The sequence below is a fragment of the Arthrobacter sp. B055-34 genome (assembly GCF_059090425.1).
The window spans coordinates 38719-53648 of record NZ_JBNHFQ010000002.1 but is presented as its reverse complement, the minus strand read 5'-3'; the positions used below and the strand labels follow the sequence as shown (position 1 = coordinate 53648).

The following is a 14930-nucleotide window of genomic DNA, read 5'->3' as shown; positions in this document are numbered from 1 at the left end:
CGCCGGGTCGGCGAGCACATCTATCGCCACGATCTTTCCGTTCCTGACAGTGAATGCCATGACTGAAACCGCCTGCTTGCGCGGAACCATCACGGCTCCAGCGCTCCCGTTGACCAGCGCCGGTCGCACGAATGGGGCGAGCTGCTGGTAAGTAACCGCTTGTCCGGCCACGTTCGAGGCGCCGCGCAGGACCGTGGTGGCAGCGCGACGGGTGAGTCCGCCGTCGGAACGAAGAACGACGTCGGGATCCAGCACCGCGACGAGCGCAGCGAAATCTCCGTTGCGCGAGGCTGCGAAAAAAGCATCCATCGCTTCGTGCTGGCGTACTGGGTCGGCATCGGGGATTTGGGATTCCTGCTCCACCAGGCGGCGGGCGCGGCTGGCGAGTTGCCGGGCGCTGCCGGTGAGGTGTCGACAACCTCGGCAATCTCGTCGAACGGAACGCTGAACATGTCGTGCAGGACGAAAGCCAGCCGTTGGGCAGGAGTCAAGGCGTCCAGCACAATCAGCAGCGCGAGCCCGATGGAGTCGGCCAGCAGACTCTCCTGCTCAGGATCAGCCCCCTCGACGCGGCTCACCACCGGATCCGGCATGTGCAGCCCGAACGGCTGTTCCCGGCGTGTGTTGCGGGAACGCAGCAGGTTCAGGCAGACCCGTCCGAGCACGGTTGTCAGCCAGGCGCCAAGGTTTTCGACACTTTTGGAATCCGTGCCGCTGAGCCGCAGCCAGGTCTCCTGGACAGCGTCGTCGGTCTCACTGAGCGAACCGAGCATCCGGTACGCCATGGCCCGGAGCCGGGCCCGGTGCGGCTCGAACTGCTCGGCCAGCTGTTCAAGATCGTCCATCTGTCACATTCTCCCGCCCGGAAGGGTCATAACAGTGAACCACGATAACGAGTAACAATCCTGATAGGGGAACAACAATGCAGCTGCACACCAATCAAGAGCACAGTACGACGACGCCGGTGCTGGTCACCGGCGGAACCGGGACGCTGGGGCGGCATCTGGTTCCGCGCCTGCAGGAAGCCGGTTGCCGCGTCCGGGTGTTGAGCCGGACCAAGCGCGAGCCGGTGGAGGGCATCGAATTCGTAACCGGGGATTTGGCGACCGGTGAGGGCATCGAAGCGGCGGTGGAAGGAGTGCAAATCATTGTCCACTGTGCCGGCAGCGGCCAAGGGGATGATGAAAAGGCACGCAATCTGGTTCGCGCCGCGGCGGGGGCCAACGTCCGGCATCTTGTGTATATTTCGGTGGTCGGCGCGGATCGCACACCGATCACCAGCGGCGCTGACCGGGCGATGTTCGGCTACGTCGGAGCCAAGCGGACGGCAGAGCTGATCATCGCCAATTCCGGTTTGCCCTACACGACGCTCCGGGCCACCCAGTTCCATGACCTGGTGCTGATGATGGCCCAGGGGATTGCCAAGCTGCCCGTGATACCGGTTCCTGCCGGACTCCGCGTCCAGCCAATCGATGCAGCGGAAGTAGCGGCACGGCTGGCCCAACTGGCCCTTGGCGGGCCGTCCGGCTTGGTACCGGAGATGGGCGGGCCTCAGGTGCACTTGATGGCGGACCTGATCCACAGCTACCTGCAGGCCACCGGCCGTCGCCGCTTGATCATGCCGGTCCCGATGCCGGGCGGGGCAGCACGGGCGTTCAGGAACGGCGCCAACCTGACGCCCGAACAGGCGGTAGGCCGCAAGACGTGGGACGACTTTCTGTCGGACCGTTTGGGTCCTGTCCACCATTATGCCTGACGCTCTAGTCAACGCCCGGCGGAGGTTCTACTGTTTTCTTATCTGCTCCATCTTGGCAAAGGAGGGGTGTGGGAAAACCAGCGGCGCCCGAGGGGTGCCTTCCCAGCGGCCCCTCATAATGCGCGGTAGCGGCCGGTTGCGCAACAGGTGTAACCGGCACCGGAATTCCCCCACAAAACATCATGCGGCTATGGGGACGCAACAAACCGGAACCGGTCAACCTTGACGAGTTGCTGGCGGGAGCCCGTCCCGGCCGAACCCCGAAGCGACGCGCCGGGCAGCGGCGCGTCGACCTGTGGCTGGCGAGCGTGGCTGTCGCAGCTTTGGGCGTCGGCATGATCGTGGCACCCGCTGCGGTGGGCTTGTCTGTCGCCGGCAATTCCGTGCTGGACATGTGGGAGGAGCTGCCGACTGACCTGCCGGTGGACCGCCCGCTGCCGCAGCATACGGTGCTGCTGGACAAGGACGGCAAGGAATTTGCCCGCATCTACAGTGAAAACCGGACAGATGTGAAGCTGGACCAGGTGTCCGAGGCGTTCAAGGAAACACTGATCGCAACCGAGGACGCGCGGTTCTATGAGCATCGGGGCGTGGATCCCCTCGGCGTCACCCGCGCGCTGATCAACAATGTGACCAGCGAGAACGTCCAAGGCGCATCCACGATCACGCAGCAGTTGGTCCAGAACATGCTGGTCAACCATGCGCGGGACGAAGTCGAGGAGCAGGTGGCAGTCGGCGTCACCTACAACGCCAAGATCCGCGAAGCCAAATACGCGCTTGCGCTGGAGAAGCAGCTGTCCAAGGACGAGATCCTCACCCAGTACATGAACGCCGTCTACTTCGGCAACGGCGCCTACGGAGTGCAGGCGGCCGCCCGAATCTACTTCAGCACGACGGCGGCGAAGCTGAACCATGTCCAGTCGGCCCTGCTGGTCGGCATGCTCAAGGCACCCGTTGACCTCGACCCCTTTACCAACCCCGAAGGTGCCACGGAACGGCGCAACACCGTGTTGACGGTGCTCGAGCAACGGGGTGTCCTGACCGCCGAAGAGACTCAGGCGGCACTGGACTCGGACCTGGCCGTGAAGCGCGGCGCGGCCCCCTCCAGCTGCGGGGAATCCAAGTACCCCTTCTACTGCGAGGTTGTCCGCGAGGAAATCCTGACGAACAAGGCGTTCGGGAAGACACCCGAGGTCCGTCAGGAACGCTTCCACCTGGGCGGTTTAACGCTAACGACGACGTTGGACCGGAAAGCGGCAGACGCTGCACAGGCTGCGGTCGAGAAAGCACTGGGCAACACCAACCGTGCGGCCCTCGGTACCGCGATCATCGTGCCGGGCAAGGGCCATATCGCGGCCATCGCCCAGAACCGGGACTGGGGCGAGGGCAAGGGCAAGACGGAAGTGATCTACGCCAGAAACGCCTTCCAGGTCGGGTCTGCCATGAAACCCATCATTCTGGCCGAGGCGCTGGACCAAGGCATTCCGACCTCCACCCGGCTACGCGCTGACGGACCCTACCGATCGTCGAAACTCGATAACCCGCGGGGCGGCTATGTCAACTACGGCAACCGCGACTACGGGGTCATCAACGCCTATGAGGCCATCCGCAGCTCGGTGAATGTGTACTTCGTCCGCCTTATTGAACGCGTCGGCGTTATCAACGCGGCCAAGATGGCCGAAACACTGGGCATCACGTCCATCCCGACCGATCAGCTGGTTGGGCGGGAAGCCTCGCTGGCCCTGGGCGCCTACGAAGTGAGCCCGCTGGAGATGGCCAATGCCTACTCCGCATTCATGGGCGGGGGCGTGCTTTGCCAACCGGTGACGGTCATCAGGGCAGTGCGCACCGGCACCAAGGAAGAGCTGCCGGTCCCGGACCCTAACTGCCACCAGGCGATTGATGAGGACATAGCCGATACTGTGGCCGATGTGCTCAAGGAACCGTTCAAGCGAACCGGCACCCTTGGCCCGCGGCTCCGCCCCGAAGGCCGGGAAGCGGGAGCCAAGACGGGCACCACCAACGATTTCGCCGCCAACTGGATCGTGGGCGGCACGCCTCAACTGGTGGCAGCCGTGTGGCTGGGCGACCCGAGGGGTGGCGCACAGTATCCGCTGACCCGAGTTCAGGCCTACGGCAATACCTATCGGGACCTGACCGGTTCGGAAGTGGCTGGCCCGGTCTGGCAAGACACCATGGAAGGCGCGCTCAAGGGCGAGAAGAAAGTTCGGCTACCCGACGGGCCCTGACCGAGTTCAGGGCAACCCGTACTTCCTATTTCCAATCTATATCCCGGCCGGGGGCTTGCGGCAAGCCCCCGGCCCGGCTGCATAATCGGCAAACGCGGGAACTGAGGGAATGGGGATGCACATGTCGATGACCGAGCACGCGGTGGTGATCGCCGGAGGAGGTCCGACAGGGCTGATGCTGGCGGGTGAGTTAGCGTTGGCAGGGGTTGATGTGGCCGTCGTCGAGCGGCGTCCGAGCCAAGACCTTGCCGGCGCCCGCGCAGGTGGCTTGCACTCGCGCACTATTGAAGTCCTGGACCAGCGTGGGATAGCCGATCGATTCCTGTCGGAGGGGCAGGTGGCGCAGGTCGCCGGGTTCGGCGGCACTCATTTAGACATCAGCGACTTCCCCACCCGGCATAACTATGGGCTCGGGCTGTGGCAGATCCACATCGAGCGGATCCTGGCCGGCTGGGTCAACGATTTGGACGTGACAATCTATCGCGGACGCGAGGTGACCGGTTTCGCTCAGTGCGGCACCGGCGTCGACATCAAGTTGGCCGACGGCGGGCAGCTGCGGGCGGAGTACCTCGTTGGCTGCGACGGCGGGCGAAGCCTGGTTCGTAAGGCGGCCGGCATCGAGTTCCCCGGCAGTGATCCGACCGTCAGCAACCTGATCGCCGAGGTCGAGATGGCCGAGGAGCCGGAGCTGGGCATTCGACGCGACGCCCTCGGACTTCATGCCTTGGGCAAGCTGAATTATGAAATTCACGACGGCGAGGTGGTCTTCCTGGATGGCGGGCCTATGCAGGTCATGGTGACTGAAGCAGCTGTCGGAAACACGGCAGAACCCACGTTGAGTGATCTCAGCGAGGCGCTCATCACTGTTTACGGGACGGACTACGGGGTCCACAATCCAACGTGGATCTCCAGGTTCACAGACATGGCCCGGCAGGCCGCAGCCTACCGGGACAGGCGCGTCCTGCTGGCAGGCGATGCCGCGCACGTGCACTCCCCGGACGGCGGACAAGGCCTCAACACGGGCATGCAGGATGCGGTGAATCTGGGGTGGAAGTTGGCTCAGGTCGTCAAGGGAACATCGCCGGTGAGCCTTCTGGATACCTACCACGCCGAGCGGCATCCGGTTGCTGCTCGCGTGCTGCGCAACTCGATGGCGCAAGTCGCGCTCCGCCGCGCTGACGAGCGCACTGCGGCCTTGCGCGACACCGTCGCCGAGCTGCTGAGTATGGACGAACCGCGGAAGCGATTCGGAGCCATGATGTCGGGCCTGGACGTCCGCTATGACCTCGGCGAGGGGCATCCGCTGCTCGGACGCCGTATGCCCGATCTTGACCTGGCCACCGCCGACGGTCCGGTCCGCGTGTTCACCCTGCTGCATCGGGCCAACCCCGTGCTCCTCAACCTCGGCGAGCCCGGGCGCTTCGACATCACGCCTTGGGCAGATCATATCCAACTGGTGGACGCGGAATTTGCCGGTGCGTGGGAGCTTCCAGCAATCGGTGCGGTCACTGCGCCTACTGCGGTGTTGATTCGTCCCGACGGGTACGTGGCTTGGGGTGGGAGAGTCGACTGATCCCGGGCTTCCCGACGCTCTCACCACCTGGTTCGGTGCGACTGCCGTGGCATAGGCACCGAGAAGGGTAGACGAATGAGAGCGCAGAAAGCAGGATGGAGCCATGAGCTCCCACAACGCATTTCTTAAGCACGTATCCATCGCAGCCCAGGAAGCCACCCTGGTAGCGAGATTCGATATAGACGGCAACCTTCCCGGGTCGGGGCCCTATGTGGTCGGCCTCGTGGCTGCCACCCCGGATCATTCCCACCAACGCAGAATGGGAATCGAGTTCATTAACGGCGAAGCTGTCTCGTTCTATTGCTTCAGCCATGACGGCACCGAGGAGAACTTCGACCTCAGCGGTGTGGAGCATTCAGGGAATACTATTACCGGCCACTTCCCCATAAGCACGGTACTGGGACTGGAAAAAGGGCACCTAATGACAGCGTTTAGCGAGGCCGAGGGGCGAGAATATCAGGCCAATGTGCCAGTGGAGGAAGCGCTCTAATAGTGCGGGTCAATCATTGGACAGGGCGCTGCAACGGCTGAAGCCGTATCGGCACTATGGGCGACAGCGCAAGTGCCGTGGCGCACAGCTTGTCCGTGGTCAGCGGTTGTGGACGTAAGGCTCCGTTTGAACTGAACCTGGGCGTTCTGGCTAATGGCGAACGAACTAGTCTTCTCCAAACTGCAAGGGACACTTCAGGGGCGCTTCTTCTTCCTTTTCTTACGGTGGGGTTGGACGCGCTGCGGCCTCGCTGGCGCATCTTCAGCGGCGGTCGACTCCGCCTTATTTTCGCCCGTTTCGTTCCCTGGGTTAGAAAGGGTCGGGAGCCCTTTGGCAGCACGGCGTGCTGCAAGAGCTTTGGCTGCGGGGGATCCAGGGGTCGGCATGCGGCGGATTACGAAGAACTGTTGCGCCATGGTCCAGAGATTGGTGGTGGTCCAGTAGATGAGAACGCCAATTGGGAAGTTGATGCCACCGATGCCAAAGACGACAGGCAGGATATAAAGCATCATCTTTTGCTGGCGCATAAATGGGCTGGCCATGGCTTCTTCCGACATGTTTTTTGCCATAATCTGTTTCTGCGTGATGAATTGCGAACCCGTCATTGCCAGGATCATTACGATGGTCAGGACCGTGACCGCGACGTTCTCGAAGCCGCCGTGCAGCAGTGCCGCCGATAGTGGAGCGCCGAAAATTGTGGACTCTTCGAACTGCTGGACCTGTTCGTGGCTCATCGCCCCGATGCCCTTGCCCTCTTGGGAAGCGGTAGTGACACCGGCGAGCATAGTAAAGAGGGCGAAGAAGAACGGCATTTGAATCAGCATCGGCAAACACGCCGAGAACGGGTTAGTGCCGTGTCTCTTGTAGATGGCCATTTGTTCCTGTGCCCTGGCCTGGCGGGACAGTTGGTCGGTCTTGCCCTTGTATTTGTCCTGCAGCTTTTGCAGGTCAGGTTGGAGCAGTTGCATGCTCCGCTGCGCTTTGATTTGTTTGATGAAGATGGGAATAAGCGCCGCTCTGATCACTAGCACGAGGCCGATGATGGACGCGGTCCAGGTCCAGCCCGAAGCCGCAGGGAGGCCGATGAAGCTTAGTCCTTCATGGAAGCCCAGCATGATGATCGATACGAACCATTTGAAGGGAAACAGGATTGTCTCGAAGAAGTCCATGCAGTATCCCTATTCGTTGGGCCGCAGCGCCGCCTTCTTCATTGGACCAAGCAGCCAGCTACGGATTTGGATTTCCAGTTATTCACGCTGACTGACGGAAGCTTTCATACTGTGAGCCTAGCTCAAGCTGCAATCACCGCTTTCGGAATTCTCGGGCCGCCAATCGCAATCGGGAGACTTTAGGAACTGGCCGTCCAAACCTTTTCCAAGCCTGAGTCCAGACCACAGAGGGGCCGAGTGCAGTGCCCTCTGCCCCTCTGTGGTTAGACCCGAAGGACTCCTTCAGTTATCCATCCGGTCTAGAGTGCCCGCGTGCCTGGGACACCGGTTCGTCCCCGTAACGGCAAACTGACAGCTGGAGTCTGCTCGGCAATCGCAACTGGCTTCGGTGTACCAAGTGACTCCCAGCTTCCCCTCCTTCATCGCGCCACTGGCCCCGGGACGTAAAGGAAGAGCCGTAGGGCCTCCCGGGGCACCGGAACGTCAGCGTTGCACGGGGTCACCGGCTCCAAGTAGCCGCGCGATCGCGGCATGGTCGGGGGCCGCTTCCCAGTCGCCAGGCGCGGTGCAGGCGACCGCACCGCAGGCAGCGGCCGTGCGGAGACGCTCGTCTAGCGAGGCGCCGGCGAGGAGTTCGGCCAGGTATCCAGCGACGAACGCGTCCCCGGCGCCGACCGTGTCGACAGCGTGCACGGGGAATGCCGGCTGTTCCGCGGCGTGGCCATCGGCAAGCGCGTACGCGCCCTCAGCTCCGAGCTTCACGACCGCCTGTGTCGCGCCCAGTTCGATAATTGCCGCGGCCTGCGCGGCCGGCTCGCGCTCACCGGTGAGTAGTTCCGCTTCATCATCGCCGGCGAAGACGACATCGGCGCGGGCCGCGATCTCGCGGTACGCGAAGGCTGCCGTTGCGTGGCTCCACAGCCGCGAGCGGTGATTCACGTCGAACGAGACGATGGTGCCGCCATCGATCGCGGCGTCAATCGCGGCGTCCAGCGCAGCGCGCGGACCAGCACCAAGCGCGGCCGTGATGCCGGTGATGTGCAGGATACGAGCCTCCCGAATGCGGGCGACGTCGAGGTGCTCCGGCACGAGCCGGGAGCCTGCGCTGCCCGCACGGTAGTACGAGACGGCGCTGGAGCCCGCCGCCGGACGCTCCTTCAACATGAGGGCGGTGGGCGCCGTCGGGTCGAGGGTCGTCACGGCGCTGACGCCCTCGGCCCGAAGCTGTCGCTCGATGAGGCGGCCGAGCGCGTCGTCACCGACGCGACCCATCCAGGTCACGGGCACGCCGAGGCGCGCCAGACCAATCGCGACGTTGCTCTCGGCACCGCCGAAGCCCAGATCCATCGTCGGCACGAGCTCGAGCCTGCCGATGCGGGAGGCGACAAGCAGCCCCAGCGACTCGCCGAGTGTGACGACGCTCATCGCACGGCCCCCAGGCCTGCCTCGGCTCGAACCGCGATTGCCTCCCGAGCGGCCTCGGCAACAGCCTCGGTGCCTGCCGCGATACGCGCGGGCGAAGCAATCCACGAGCCGCTCGCCGCGAAGACAGCCGGATGCGTCAGATACTCGCCGAGATTCGCGGTGCTCACTCCTCCGCTGGGCATGAAGAGCACACTTGGAAAGACCGGGGCCAGCGCGTTGACGAGCGCGAGCCCGCCCGCGACGCCGGCGGGGAAGAGCTTGAGCCGGTCAAGGCCGAGGCGGATGCCGCGTTGTATATCGCTCGGCGTCATCACCCCCGGCAGTACCGGAACGCCGGCAGCGAGCGCGGCTTCGACGATTTCCTCGTCGAGACCCGGCGCGACGACGAATGCTGCGCCGACGTCGAGCGCGCGGCGCAATTGCTCGCGATTGAGGACGGTGCCGGCGCCGACAAGCACGTCGCCTCGCGCGGCAATGCGCTCGATCGCCGCCATTCCGTAAGGGTTGCGCAGCGCGACCTCGAGCACCGGCAGGCCGCCGGCGACGAGGCCGTCGGCGAGCACATCGGCGGCCGCGTCGTCGTCGACGGTCGCGAGCGGGACAACACCGCTTAGCTCGAGCGTCATCGGGCCATCCATCCGCCGTCGACCGGCAGCGTGACGCCGGTGACGTAGGCTGCCGACGGGCTGGCGAGGAAGACCGTCGCGCCCTGCAGATCCTCGGCCCTGCCCCAGCGTCCGGCTGGGATCCGATCGAGGATAGCCTGCGAGCGATCCTCGTCGGCGCGCAATGCCGCGGTGTTGTCGGTGGCGATGTAGCCCGGTGCGATCGCGTTGACCGTGACGCCGCGCGCGGACCACTCATTGCTGAGCGCTTTCACCAGGCCGGCAATGCCCGACTTCGCCGCGGTGTACCCCGGCACGGTGATGCCGCCTTGGAAGCTCAATAGGCTCGCAGTAAAGACGATGCGTCCGTAGCCGCGCTCGAGCATTCCGGCCGCAACTGCCTGCGTGAGGACGAACTGGTTGCGCAGGTTTACATCGAGCACCTCGTCCCACCATTCGAGCGGATGCTCGGCCGCAGGCGATCGGCGGATGGTGCCGGCGTTGTTCACCAGGATGTCCGCGCGATCCCGCACGGCTGCTCCGAAGGCGGCGACGGCATCGCGGTCCCGGAAGTCGACGGTATGTCCCTCGAAAGTGCGTCCGAGTTCGCGTACTCGCGCACCGATCGCACCGCCGTCGGCCTCTTGGCTCGCGGATGCCGCAATGATGTCGGCGCCGGCCATTGCGAGCCCCTCAGCCATTGCGAAGCCGATGCCTCTGCGGGCGCCGGTGACCACGGCCGTCGTACCGGTCAGGTCAAATGAGATACTCACGCGCGCACCCCCTGCACGTCGACGAGGATTTTCATTGCGGACGCCGCGAGCAGTGCCTCGAACGCTTCAGAGGCGTCGTCGAGCGGCACGACGCGCGTGATGAGCGCGTCCGCCGGTACCACGCCGGAGGCGAGCAGCTCGATGGCGTGCTCGAAGTCCTCGCGCTCGTAAACGCGGGCGCCAAGCACCTCAAGTTCGCGCCAGAAGATGCGATGGAGATCGACGGGCACCGGTTCGGGGTGAATCGCGACAAATACCACACGGCCGCGTGTGCGAGCGTGCCGAGTGGCATCAAGCGCGGTGCCGCGGGTGCCGGCGACCTCGAACACGACGTCGGCTCCGGCGCCGCCGGTGCGCTCTTCGACGACGGCTGCGAGGTCGCCCTCGATGGGATCGACGACGATGGTGCCCTGCTGTGCCGCGAAGGCGCGGCGGGCGGCGTCCGGCTCAGCCAGGATCACCTCCGCACCCACGGCGCGAGCCACGACGGCGATGAGCTGGCCGATGGGCCCGCCACCGATTACGACGGCGGTCTCGCCCGCCGCGAGCCGCGAGCGCCGCACGTCGTGCACCGCTACTGCGAGCGGCTCGACGAGCGCGGCGTGCTCGAGCGAGACGCCTTCAGGTAGCGGAACCACGAGGGAAGCGGGCACCGTCCACTGCTCCTGCAGCGCGCCGGGGGAGTCGATGCCAACGAAGTCAAGACGCTGGCAGATGTGCTGGTGGCCGGCGCGGCAGGAGGCGCACTCCCCACACCAGCGCAACGGCATCACAGTGACCGGTTGCCCCGGTGTCAGCGAGTCCACGTCAGAGCCGATCGCGCTGATGACGCCGCTCATCTCGTGGCCGATCACTGCCGGCATGTCCACTCGAGTGTCCATGTGGCCTTGCACTATGTGCAGGTCGGTGCCGCAGATTCCGTTGTATGCGACGCGTATGGTGACTTCCCCGGCTGCAGGCGGTTTGGCTTCAACGTCGCCCACCTCGATCCTTTGATCGCCGATGTATCTAGCTGCTCGCAATGCCATCTCTCCTTCTTCGGTCCGCTGTTCATCTAATGGAACCATGTTCCGCTACGAGTTCCGTGTGGCGCAACCGAGTTCTATCTGGTTATAGTAGTCTTCGATCACGCCGGTGGTGCAAATCACATCGATCAAATGACTCGACGAGGAGAAATTTCATGCAGGGAAAAAGGATTCTGGGCGTACTGAGCGCCGCCGTAATCACCACAATGGCACTTGCTTCGTGCTCCGCTTCCGCGGAAGACGGCGGCGGTGAGACTGTCCTCCGCGTTGCTTTCAACCAGGACATCAACCACCCCCAGGCTCAGGCGCTGCTGCAGCTCTCGGATGAGCTCGAGGCCCAGACTGACGGTCGCTATGCGCTGGAGCTCTACGCCGATGAGACGCTCGGCGACCAGGCGGCCACCATAGAGCAGGTGCAGTCGGGCACGATCGACTTCGCCGTCGTCGCCGGCAGCTTGCTCGAGAACTTCGAATCGGACTTCTCGGTCGTGAACCTGCCCTACCTTTACGAGTCGCCCGAGCACCAGATGAGCGTGCTCAACGACCCTGAGGTTGCAGGCGGGCTGTACGACACGCTGCTGGACGACAAGATCAAGGTGCTCTCCGCCTATCACGGTGGTGTCCGCAACGTGTACTCAAGCGTTGGTCCGGTTGAGACGCCCGCCGACCTCTCGGGTCAGAAGATCCGGGTTATCGGTTCGGATACGAACGTCCGCATGATGGGACTCATGGGCGGCGTCGGTTCCCCAATGGCACAGGGCGAGGTCTACACCGCAATCCAGTCAGGCGTGCTTGACGGCGCAGAAAACAACGAGCTTATCTACTCGACGCTTTCGCACGACGAGATTGCGCCCTACTACTCGCGCACCGAACATCTGATGATGCCCGACTACCTGGTCACGAGCCCCACCGTATGGGATGGCATCTCCGAGGAGGACCGCGCGATCTTCGAGGACCTGCTGACGGCGTCGGTCGACACCGAACTCGAGCTGTTCGGTGCCGCCGTCGAGGAGGCAACCGCCGCAGCCGAGGAAGCCGGTGCTGAGTTCAGCGAGGTCGACACCGAGGTGTTCCGTGAGGCGACGCGCCCGCTGCATGAGGAGCTTGTCACGTCCGAGGTTGCGCAGACGGTTTACGACGCCATCGAGGCGGCGCGCAGCTAATGGCAACCGGGAAGCTCATAAAGACTGCACGGGCGTGGCTCGATGGCACGCTCCGAGCAACCTGTGTCACCCTCTTTGCGCTGCTGGTGCTGCTGGTGGCCTGGCAGGTCTTCACCCGCTTGGTGCTCGGGCAGCCAAGCGCATGGTCCGAGGAAGCGGCGCGACACACGTTCGTGTGGGTGAGCCTGATCGGAATCGCTATCGCCGTCGGCGAGAAGGCTGACGTCATCATGGACTTCCTGGTGGCACGACTGCCCGTGTCGCTCCAGCGAGTCGCCGACTTCGTCGCCTACCTCACCACGCTCGCGTTCGTGCTGTACGTGATGGTGTTTGGCGGTCTCCAGCAGTCCGCCCTCGCGTGGGGGCAGCAGAATCCGCTGCTGCCCCTCACGCAGGGCCAGCTCTACCTGGCTCTGCCGATCTCCGGCGTGCTGTTGACCATTTACCTGACCATCCACATCGTCGGAACCTTCTCTAGCCGTTATGCCGGCCACATGGATCACGACGAGGACCTCGAGGCGGCATCGCTGTGATTGAGCCCGGTACCATCAGCGTCATCCTTATCGGCGGCCTGGCTTTGCTGCTCGCGATTGGCGCCCCTGTCTCCATAGCGATCGCGCTGCCGTCGGCCCTATGCATGCTGCTGATAGTGGACTTCGAGCGAGGCGCCATCACCTCCGCACAACAAATGATCGGCGGTGCTGACTCGTTCGCACTGCTCGCCATCCCGTTCTTCATCCTGGCCGGCGTGATCATGAACAACGGCGGTATTGCCGAGCGGCTCATCAACCTCGCACGGGTGCTCGTGGGCCGCACGCCGGCGCCGCTCGTGCAGACGAACGTCATCGCAAACGCAATCTTCGGCTCCGTGTCCGGTTCCGCCGTCGCGAGTGCCGCCGCCATCGGCTCCACCATGTCTCCAATGCAGCGGAAGGCGGGCTATGACCGGGCCTTCAGTGCGGCGGCCAACATCGCTTCGGCGCCGGCTGGAATGCTGATCCCGCCGAGCAACACGCTTATCGTCTACTCACTCGCTGCTGGCGGTACGTCACTTGGTGCGCTGTTCGTCGCAGGTTACATCCCCGGCATCCTGTGGGCGCTCGCATGTGCGCTCGTCGGGTTGGTCTACGCCCGTCGGCACCCCGAGCTGCGGGGCGAGTCCTGGCCCAAGTTCCCCGTCTTCCTGGGTACGTTCGGGCGCGCTGTTCCGTCGCTCGGCCTGATCGTGGTGGCGATCGGCGGCATCGTGGCTGGCTTCTTCACCCCGACCGAGGGCTCGGCCGTGGCCGTGATCTACGCGCTGCTGCTCTCGTTCTTCTACCGCACCATCTCGGTCAAGGACCTGCCGCGAGTCCTGTTCGACGCCTGCCGCACCAGCGCGATCGTCATCTTCCTGATCGCGGTGTCGACGATCATGTCTTACGTCATGACCTACGCCCGGCTGCCGCAACTGATCGCCGAGTCACTGTTCGGGTGGACTGACTCGAAGGTCGTCGTGCTGCTCATCATGATGCTCGTGCTGCTGTTGATCGGCATCCCGCTTGACCCGACGCCGGCGATCCTGATTTTCACTCCGATCTTCCTGCCGATTGCGGTTTCCTACGGCATCGACCCGGTGCACTTCGGTATCGTGATGGTCTTCAATCTCTCGATCGCCGTGATCTCGCCGCCGTCGGCACCCGTGCTGTTCGTCGGTACTCAGGTGGCGAAGGTCAAGCTCGAGCCGGTTATCGCCAAACTGATGCCGTTCCTGCTCGTACTCATCGCGCTGCTGTTCGTCATCGTCTTCGTCCCCCAGCTTTCCCTGTGGCTCCCTGGCCTCATGGGCCTGCTCTGACTCTCCCATTGGAAGGAAATACCATGACCGCCCTTTACGGCCCCACTTCTCCCGAGCAGATTCCCGGGGTCACGCAGCAGCAGTTGCGCGACCGCTATCTCGTCGAAGATCTCTTCACTCCTGGCACCGTACGCACCATCGTCACCCACTACGATCGCGTGGTCGCGGTCGGCGCTATGCCGACTGACGCACCGCTTGCGCTCGAGGCAGTGCCGGAGATCCGTAGTGAGCAGTTCCTCGATCACCGCGAGATCGGCATCGTCAATATTGGAGGGGCGGGTGCCGTCCGTGCCGATGGTGAGCGCCATGTGATGACGACCGGCGCGTGCCTGTACTTGGGCCGCGGCGTGAAGGACGTTTCCTTCGAGTCCGACGATGCCGCGACGCCTGCTCGTTTCTACGGCTTCTCGGCGCCCGCGCATGCCACCTGCCCGACGGCGCTCGTCGAACCCGGTCAGGGCACGGTCAGAGAGCTCGGTGATCCGCTGACCTCGAATCGCCGGACGATCAACCAGTACATTCACGAAGACGGCGTGCGCAGCTGCCAGGTGGTCATGGGCGTCACCCAACTGCACGCCGGCAGCATGTGGAATACGATGCCGGCGCATACTCATGACCGCCGCACCGAGTTTTACGTGTACTTTGATGTACCCGAGGAGGCCCGCGTCGTTCACCTCATGGGCGAACCGTCCGAGACCCGTCACATGCTTGTCGGTGATGGGGGACTGGTGCTCTCGCCGTCGTGGTCAATCCACTCGGGTGTCGGAACGTCGAACTACTCGTTCGTGTGGGCGATGGCCGGCGAGAACCAGGCCTTCGACGACATGGATGGCGTCGCGATTGTCGACATGAGATGATGCGGATC

Annotated in this window: 14 protein-coding genes; 8 read left to right on the top strand and 6 right to left on the bottom strand. The window is 64.0% G+C overall.

From position 1 onward, the window contains the following. Nucleotides 1–89: 89 nt before the first annotated feature. Nucleotides 90–845, bottom strand: coding sequence for a sigma factor (locus AC5RWO_RS03360; protein ID WP_498729403.1), 756 nt, complete (start codon nt 843–845; stop codon nt 90–92). A gap of 77 nt (nt 846–922) precedes the next feature. Between AC5RWO_RS03360 and AC5RWO_RS03355 the strand changes: the two genes are divergently transcribed. The 4 genes from AC5RWO_RS03355 to AC5RWO_RS03340 all read left to right on the top strand — a co-directional run bounded on the left by AC5RWO_RS03355 (nt 923) and on the right by AC5RWO_RS03340 (nt 6068). Beyond that, nucleotides 923–1756 (top strand): SDR family oxidoreductase, encoded by an 834-nt coding sequence (locus tag AC5RWO_RS03355; RefSeq protein ID WP_498729402.1) that lies wholly within the window; start codon nt 923–925, stop codon nt 1754–1756. A gap of 182 nt (nt 1757–1938) precedes the next feature. Further along, entirely contained in the window at nt 1939–4005 is a 2067-nt protein-coding gene (locus AC5RWO_RS03350) for a transglycosylase domain-containing protein (protein ID WP_498729400.1), read from the top strand. 115 nt (nt 4006–4120) lie between these two features. After that, a complete protein-coding gene (locus AC5RWO_RS03345; protein ID WP_498729399.1) occupies nt 4121–5578 on the top strand; it encodes an FAD-dependent monooxygenase in 1458 nt (485 codons plus the stop codon). Nucleotides 5579–5681: 103 nt separating this feature from the next. Continuing rightward, nucleotides 5682–6068: a hypothetical protein gene (locus AC5RWO_RS03340; protein WP_498729398.1), complete on the top strand. Its 387-nt coding sequence runs from the start codon at nt 5682–5684 to the stop codon at nt 6066–6068. Nucleotides 6069–6262: 194 nt separating this feature from the next. Here the strand turns inward: AC5RWO_RS03340 and yidC are convergent, their stop codons facing one another. The 5 genes from yidC to AC5RWO_RS03315 all read right to left on the bottom strand — a co-directional run bounded on the left by yidC (nt 6263) and on the right by AC5RWO_RS03315 (nt 11068). Further along, a complete protein-coding gene (gene yidC, locus AC5RWO_RS03335; RefSeq protein WP_498729397.1) occupies nt 6263–7237 on the bottom strand; it encodes a membrane protein insertase YidC in 975 nt (324 codons plus the stop codon). A gap of 483 nt (nt 7238–7720) precedes the next feature. Beyond that, a complete protein-coding gene (locus AC5RWO_RS03330; RefSeq protein WP_498729395.1) occupies nt 7721–8662 on the bottom strand; it encodes a sugar kinase in 942 nt (313 codons plus the stop codon). Continuing rightward, nucleotides 8659–9288, bottom strand: coding sequence for a bifunctional 4-hydroxy-2-oxoglutarate aldolase/2-dehydro-3-deoxy-phosphogluconate aldolase (locus AC5RWO_RS03325; RefSeq protein WP_498729393.1), 630 nt, complete (start codon nt 9286–9288; stop codon nt 8659–8661). Before AC5RWO_RS03325 ends, AC5RWO_RS03330 begins: the two co-directional genes overlap by 4 nt. Further along, nucleotides 9285–10040, bottom strand: coding sequence for an SDR family oxidoreductase (locus AC5RWO_RS03320; protein WP_498729392.1), 756 nt, complete (start codon nt 10038–10040; stop codon nt 9285–9287). The genes AC5RWO_RS03325 and AC5RWO_RS03320 overlap by 4 nt, the downstream gene beginning before the upstream one ends. Then, nucleotides 10037–11068: a zinc-dependent alcohol dehydrogenase gene (locus AC5RWO_RS03315; RefSeq protein WP_498729390.1), complete on the bottom strand. Its 1032-nt coding sequence runs from the start codon at nt 11066–11068 to the stop codon at nt 10037–10039. The genes AC5RWO_RS03320 and AC5RWO_RS03315 overlap by 4 nt, the downstream gene beginning before the upstream one ends. Nucleotides 11069–11220: 152 nt before the next feature. Between AC5RWO_RS03315 and AC5RWO_RS03310 the strand changes: the two genes are divergently transcribed. From AC5RWO_RS03310 to kduI, 4 genes are read left to right on the top strand one after another with little or no spacing between them, the layout of a single operon-like run. Further along, on the top strand, nt 11221–12228 hold the full coding sequence (locus tag AC5RWO_RS03310; protein WP_498729389.1) for a TRAP transporter substrate-binding protein: 1008 nt from the start codon (nt 11221–11223) through the stop codon (nt 12226–12228). Then, a complete protein-coding gene (locus AC5RWO_RS03305; protein WP_498729387.1) occupies nt 12228–12761 on the top strand; it encodes a TRAP transporter small permease in 534 nt (177 codons plus the stop codon). The genes AC5RWO_RS03310 and AC5RWO_RS03305 overlap by 1 nt, the downstream gene beginning before the upstream one ends. Continuing rightward, nucleotides 12758–14065 carry a TRAP transporter large permease gene (locus tag AC5RWO_RS03300; protein WP_498729386.1) on the top strand — a complete coding sequence of 436 codons (1308 nt, stop codon included), beginning with the start codon at nt 12758–12760 and terminating at the stop codon, nt 14063–14065. The genes AC5RWO_RS03305 and AC5RWO_RS03300 overlap by 4 nt, the downstream gene beginning before the upstream one ends. Before the next feature lie 23 nt (nt 14066–14088). Beyond that, nucleotides 14089–14922, top strand: a complete 834-nt coding sequence (gene kduI / locus AC5RWO_RS03295; RefSeq protein WP_498729385.1) for a 5-dehydro-4-deoxy-D-glucuronate isomerase — start codon at nt 14089–14091, stop codon at nt 14920–14922. Nucleotides 14923–14930: the final 8 nt, after the last annotated feature.

What these genes read in the sequence shown, in the direction of transcription:
- AC5RWO_RS03360 (WP_498729403.1), bottom strand. Translation starts at nt 845, where the DNA reads ATGGACGATCTTGAACAGCTGGCCGAGCAGTTCGAGCCGCACCGGGCC.
- AC5RWO_RS03355 (WP_498729402.1), top strand. Translation starts at nt 923, where the DNA reads ATGCAGCTGCACACCAATCAAGAGCACAGTACGACGACGCCGGTGCTG.
- AC5RWO_RS03350 (WP_498729400.1), top strand. Translation starts at nt 1,939, where the DNA reads ATGCGGCTATGGGGACGCAACAAACCGGAACCGGTCAACCTTGACGAG.
- AC5RWO_RS03345 (WP_498729399.1), top strand. Translation starts at nt 4,121, where the DNA reads ATGCACATGTCGATGACCGAGCACGCGGTGGTGATCGCCGGAGGAGGT.
- AC5RWO_RS03340 (WP_498729398.1), top strand. Translation starts at nt 5,682, where the DNA reads ATGAGCTCCCACAACGCATTTCTTAAGCACGTATCCATCGCAGCCCAG.
- yidC (WP_498729397.1), bottom strand. Translation starts at nt 7,237, where the DNA reads ATGGACTTCTTCGAGACAATCCTGTTTCCCTTCAAATGGTTCGTATCG.
- AC5RWO_RS03330 (WP_498729395.1), bottom strand. Translation starts at nt 8,662, where the DNA reads ATGAGCGTCGTCACACTCGGCGAGTCGCTGGGGCTGCTTGTCGCCTCC.
- AC5RWO_RS03325 (WP_498729393.1), bottom strand. Translation starts at nt 9,288, where the DNA reads ATGACGCTCGAGCTAAGCGGTGTTGTCCCGCTCGCGACCGTCGACGAC.
- AC5RWO_RS03315 (WP_498729390.1), bottom strand. Translation starts at nt 11,068, where the DNA reads ATGGCATTGCGAGCAGCTAGATACATCGGCGATCAAAGGATCGAGGTG.
- AC5RWO_RS03310 (WP_498729389.1), top strand. Translation starts at nt 11,221, where the DNA reads ATGCAGGGAAAAAGGATTCTGGGCGTACTGAGCGCCGCCGTAATCACC.
- AC5RWO_RS03305 (WP_498729387.1), top strand. Translation starts at nt 12,228, where the DNA reads ATGGCAACCGGGAAGCTCATAAAGACTGCACGGGCGTGGCTCGATGGC.
- kduI (WP_498729385.1), top strand. Translation starts at nt 14,089, where the DNA reads ATGACCGCCCTTTACGGCCCCACTTCTCCCGAGCAGATTCCCGGGGTC.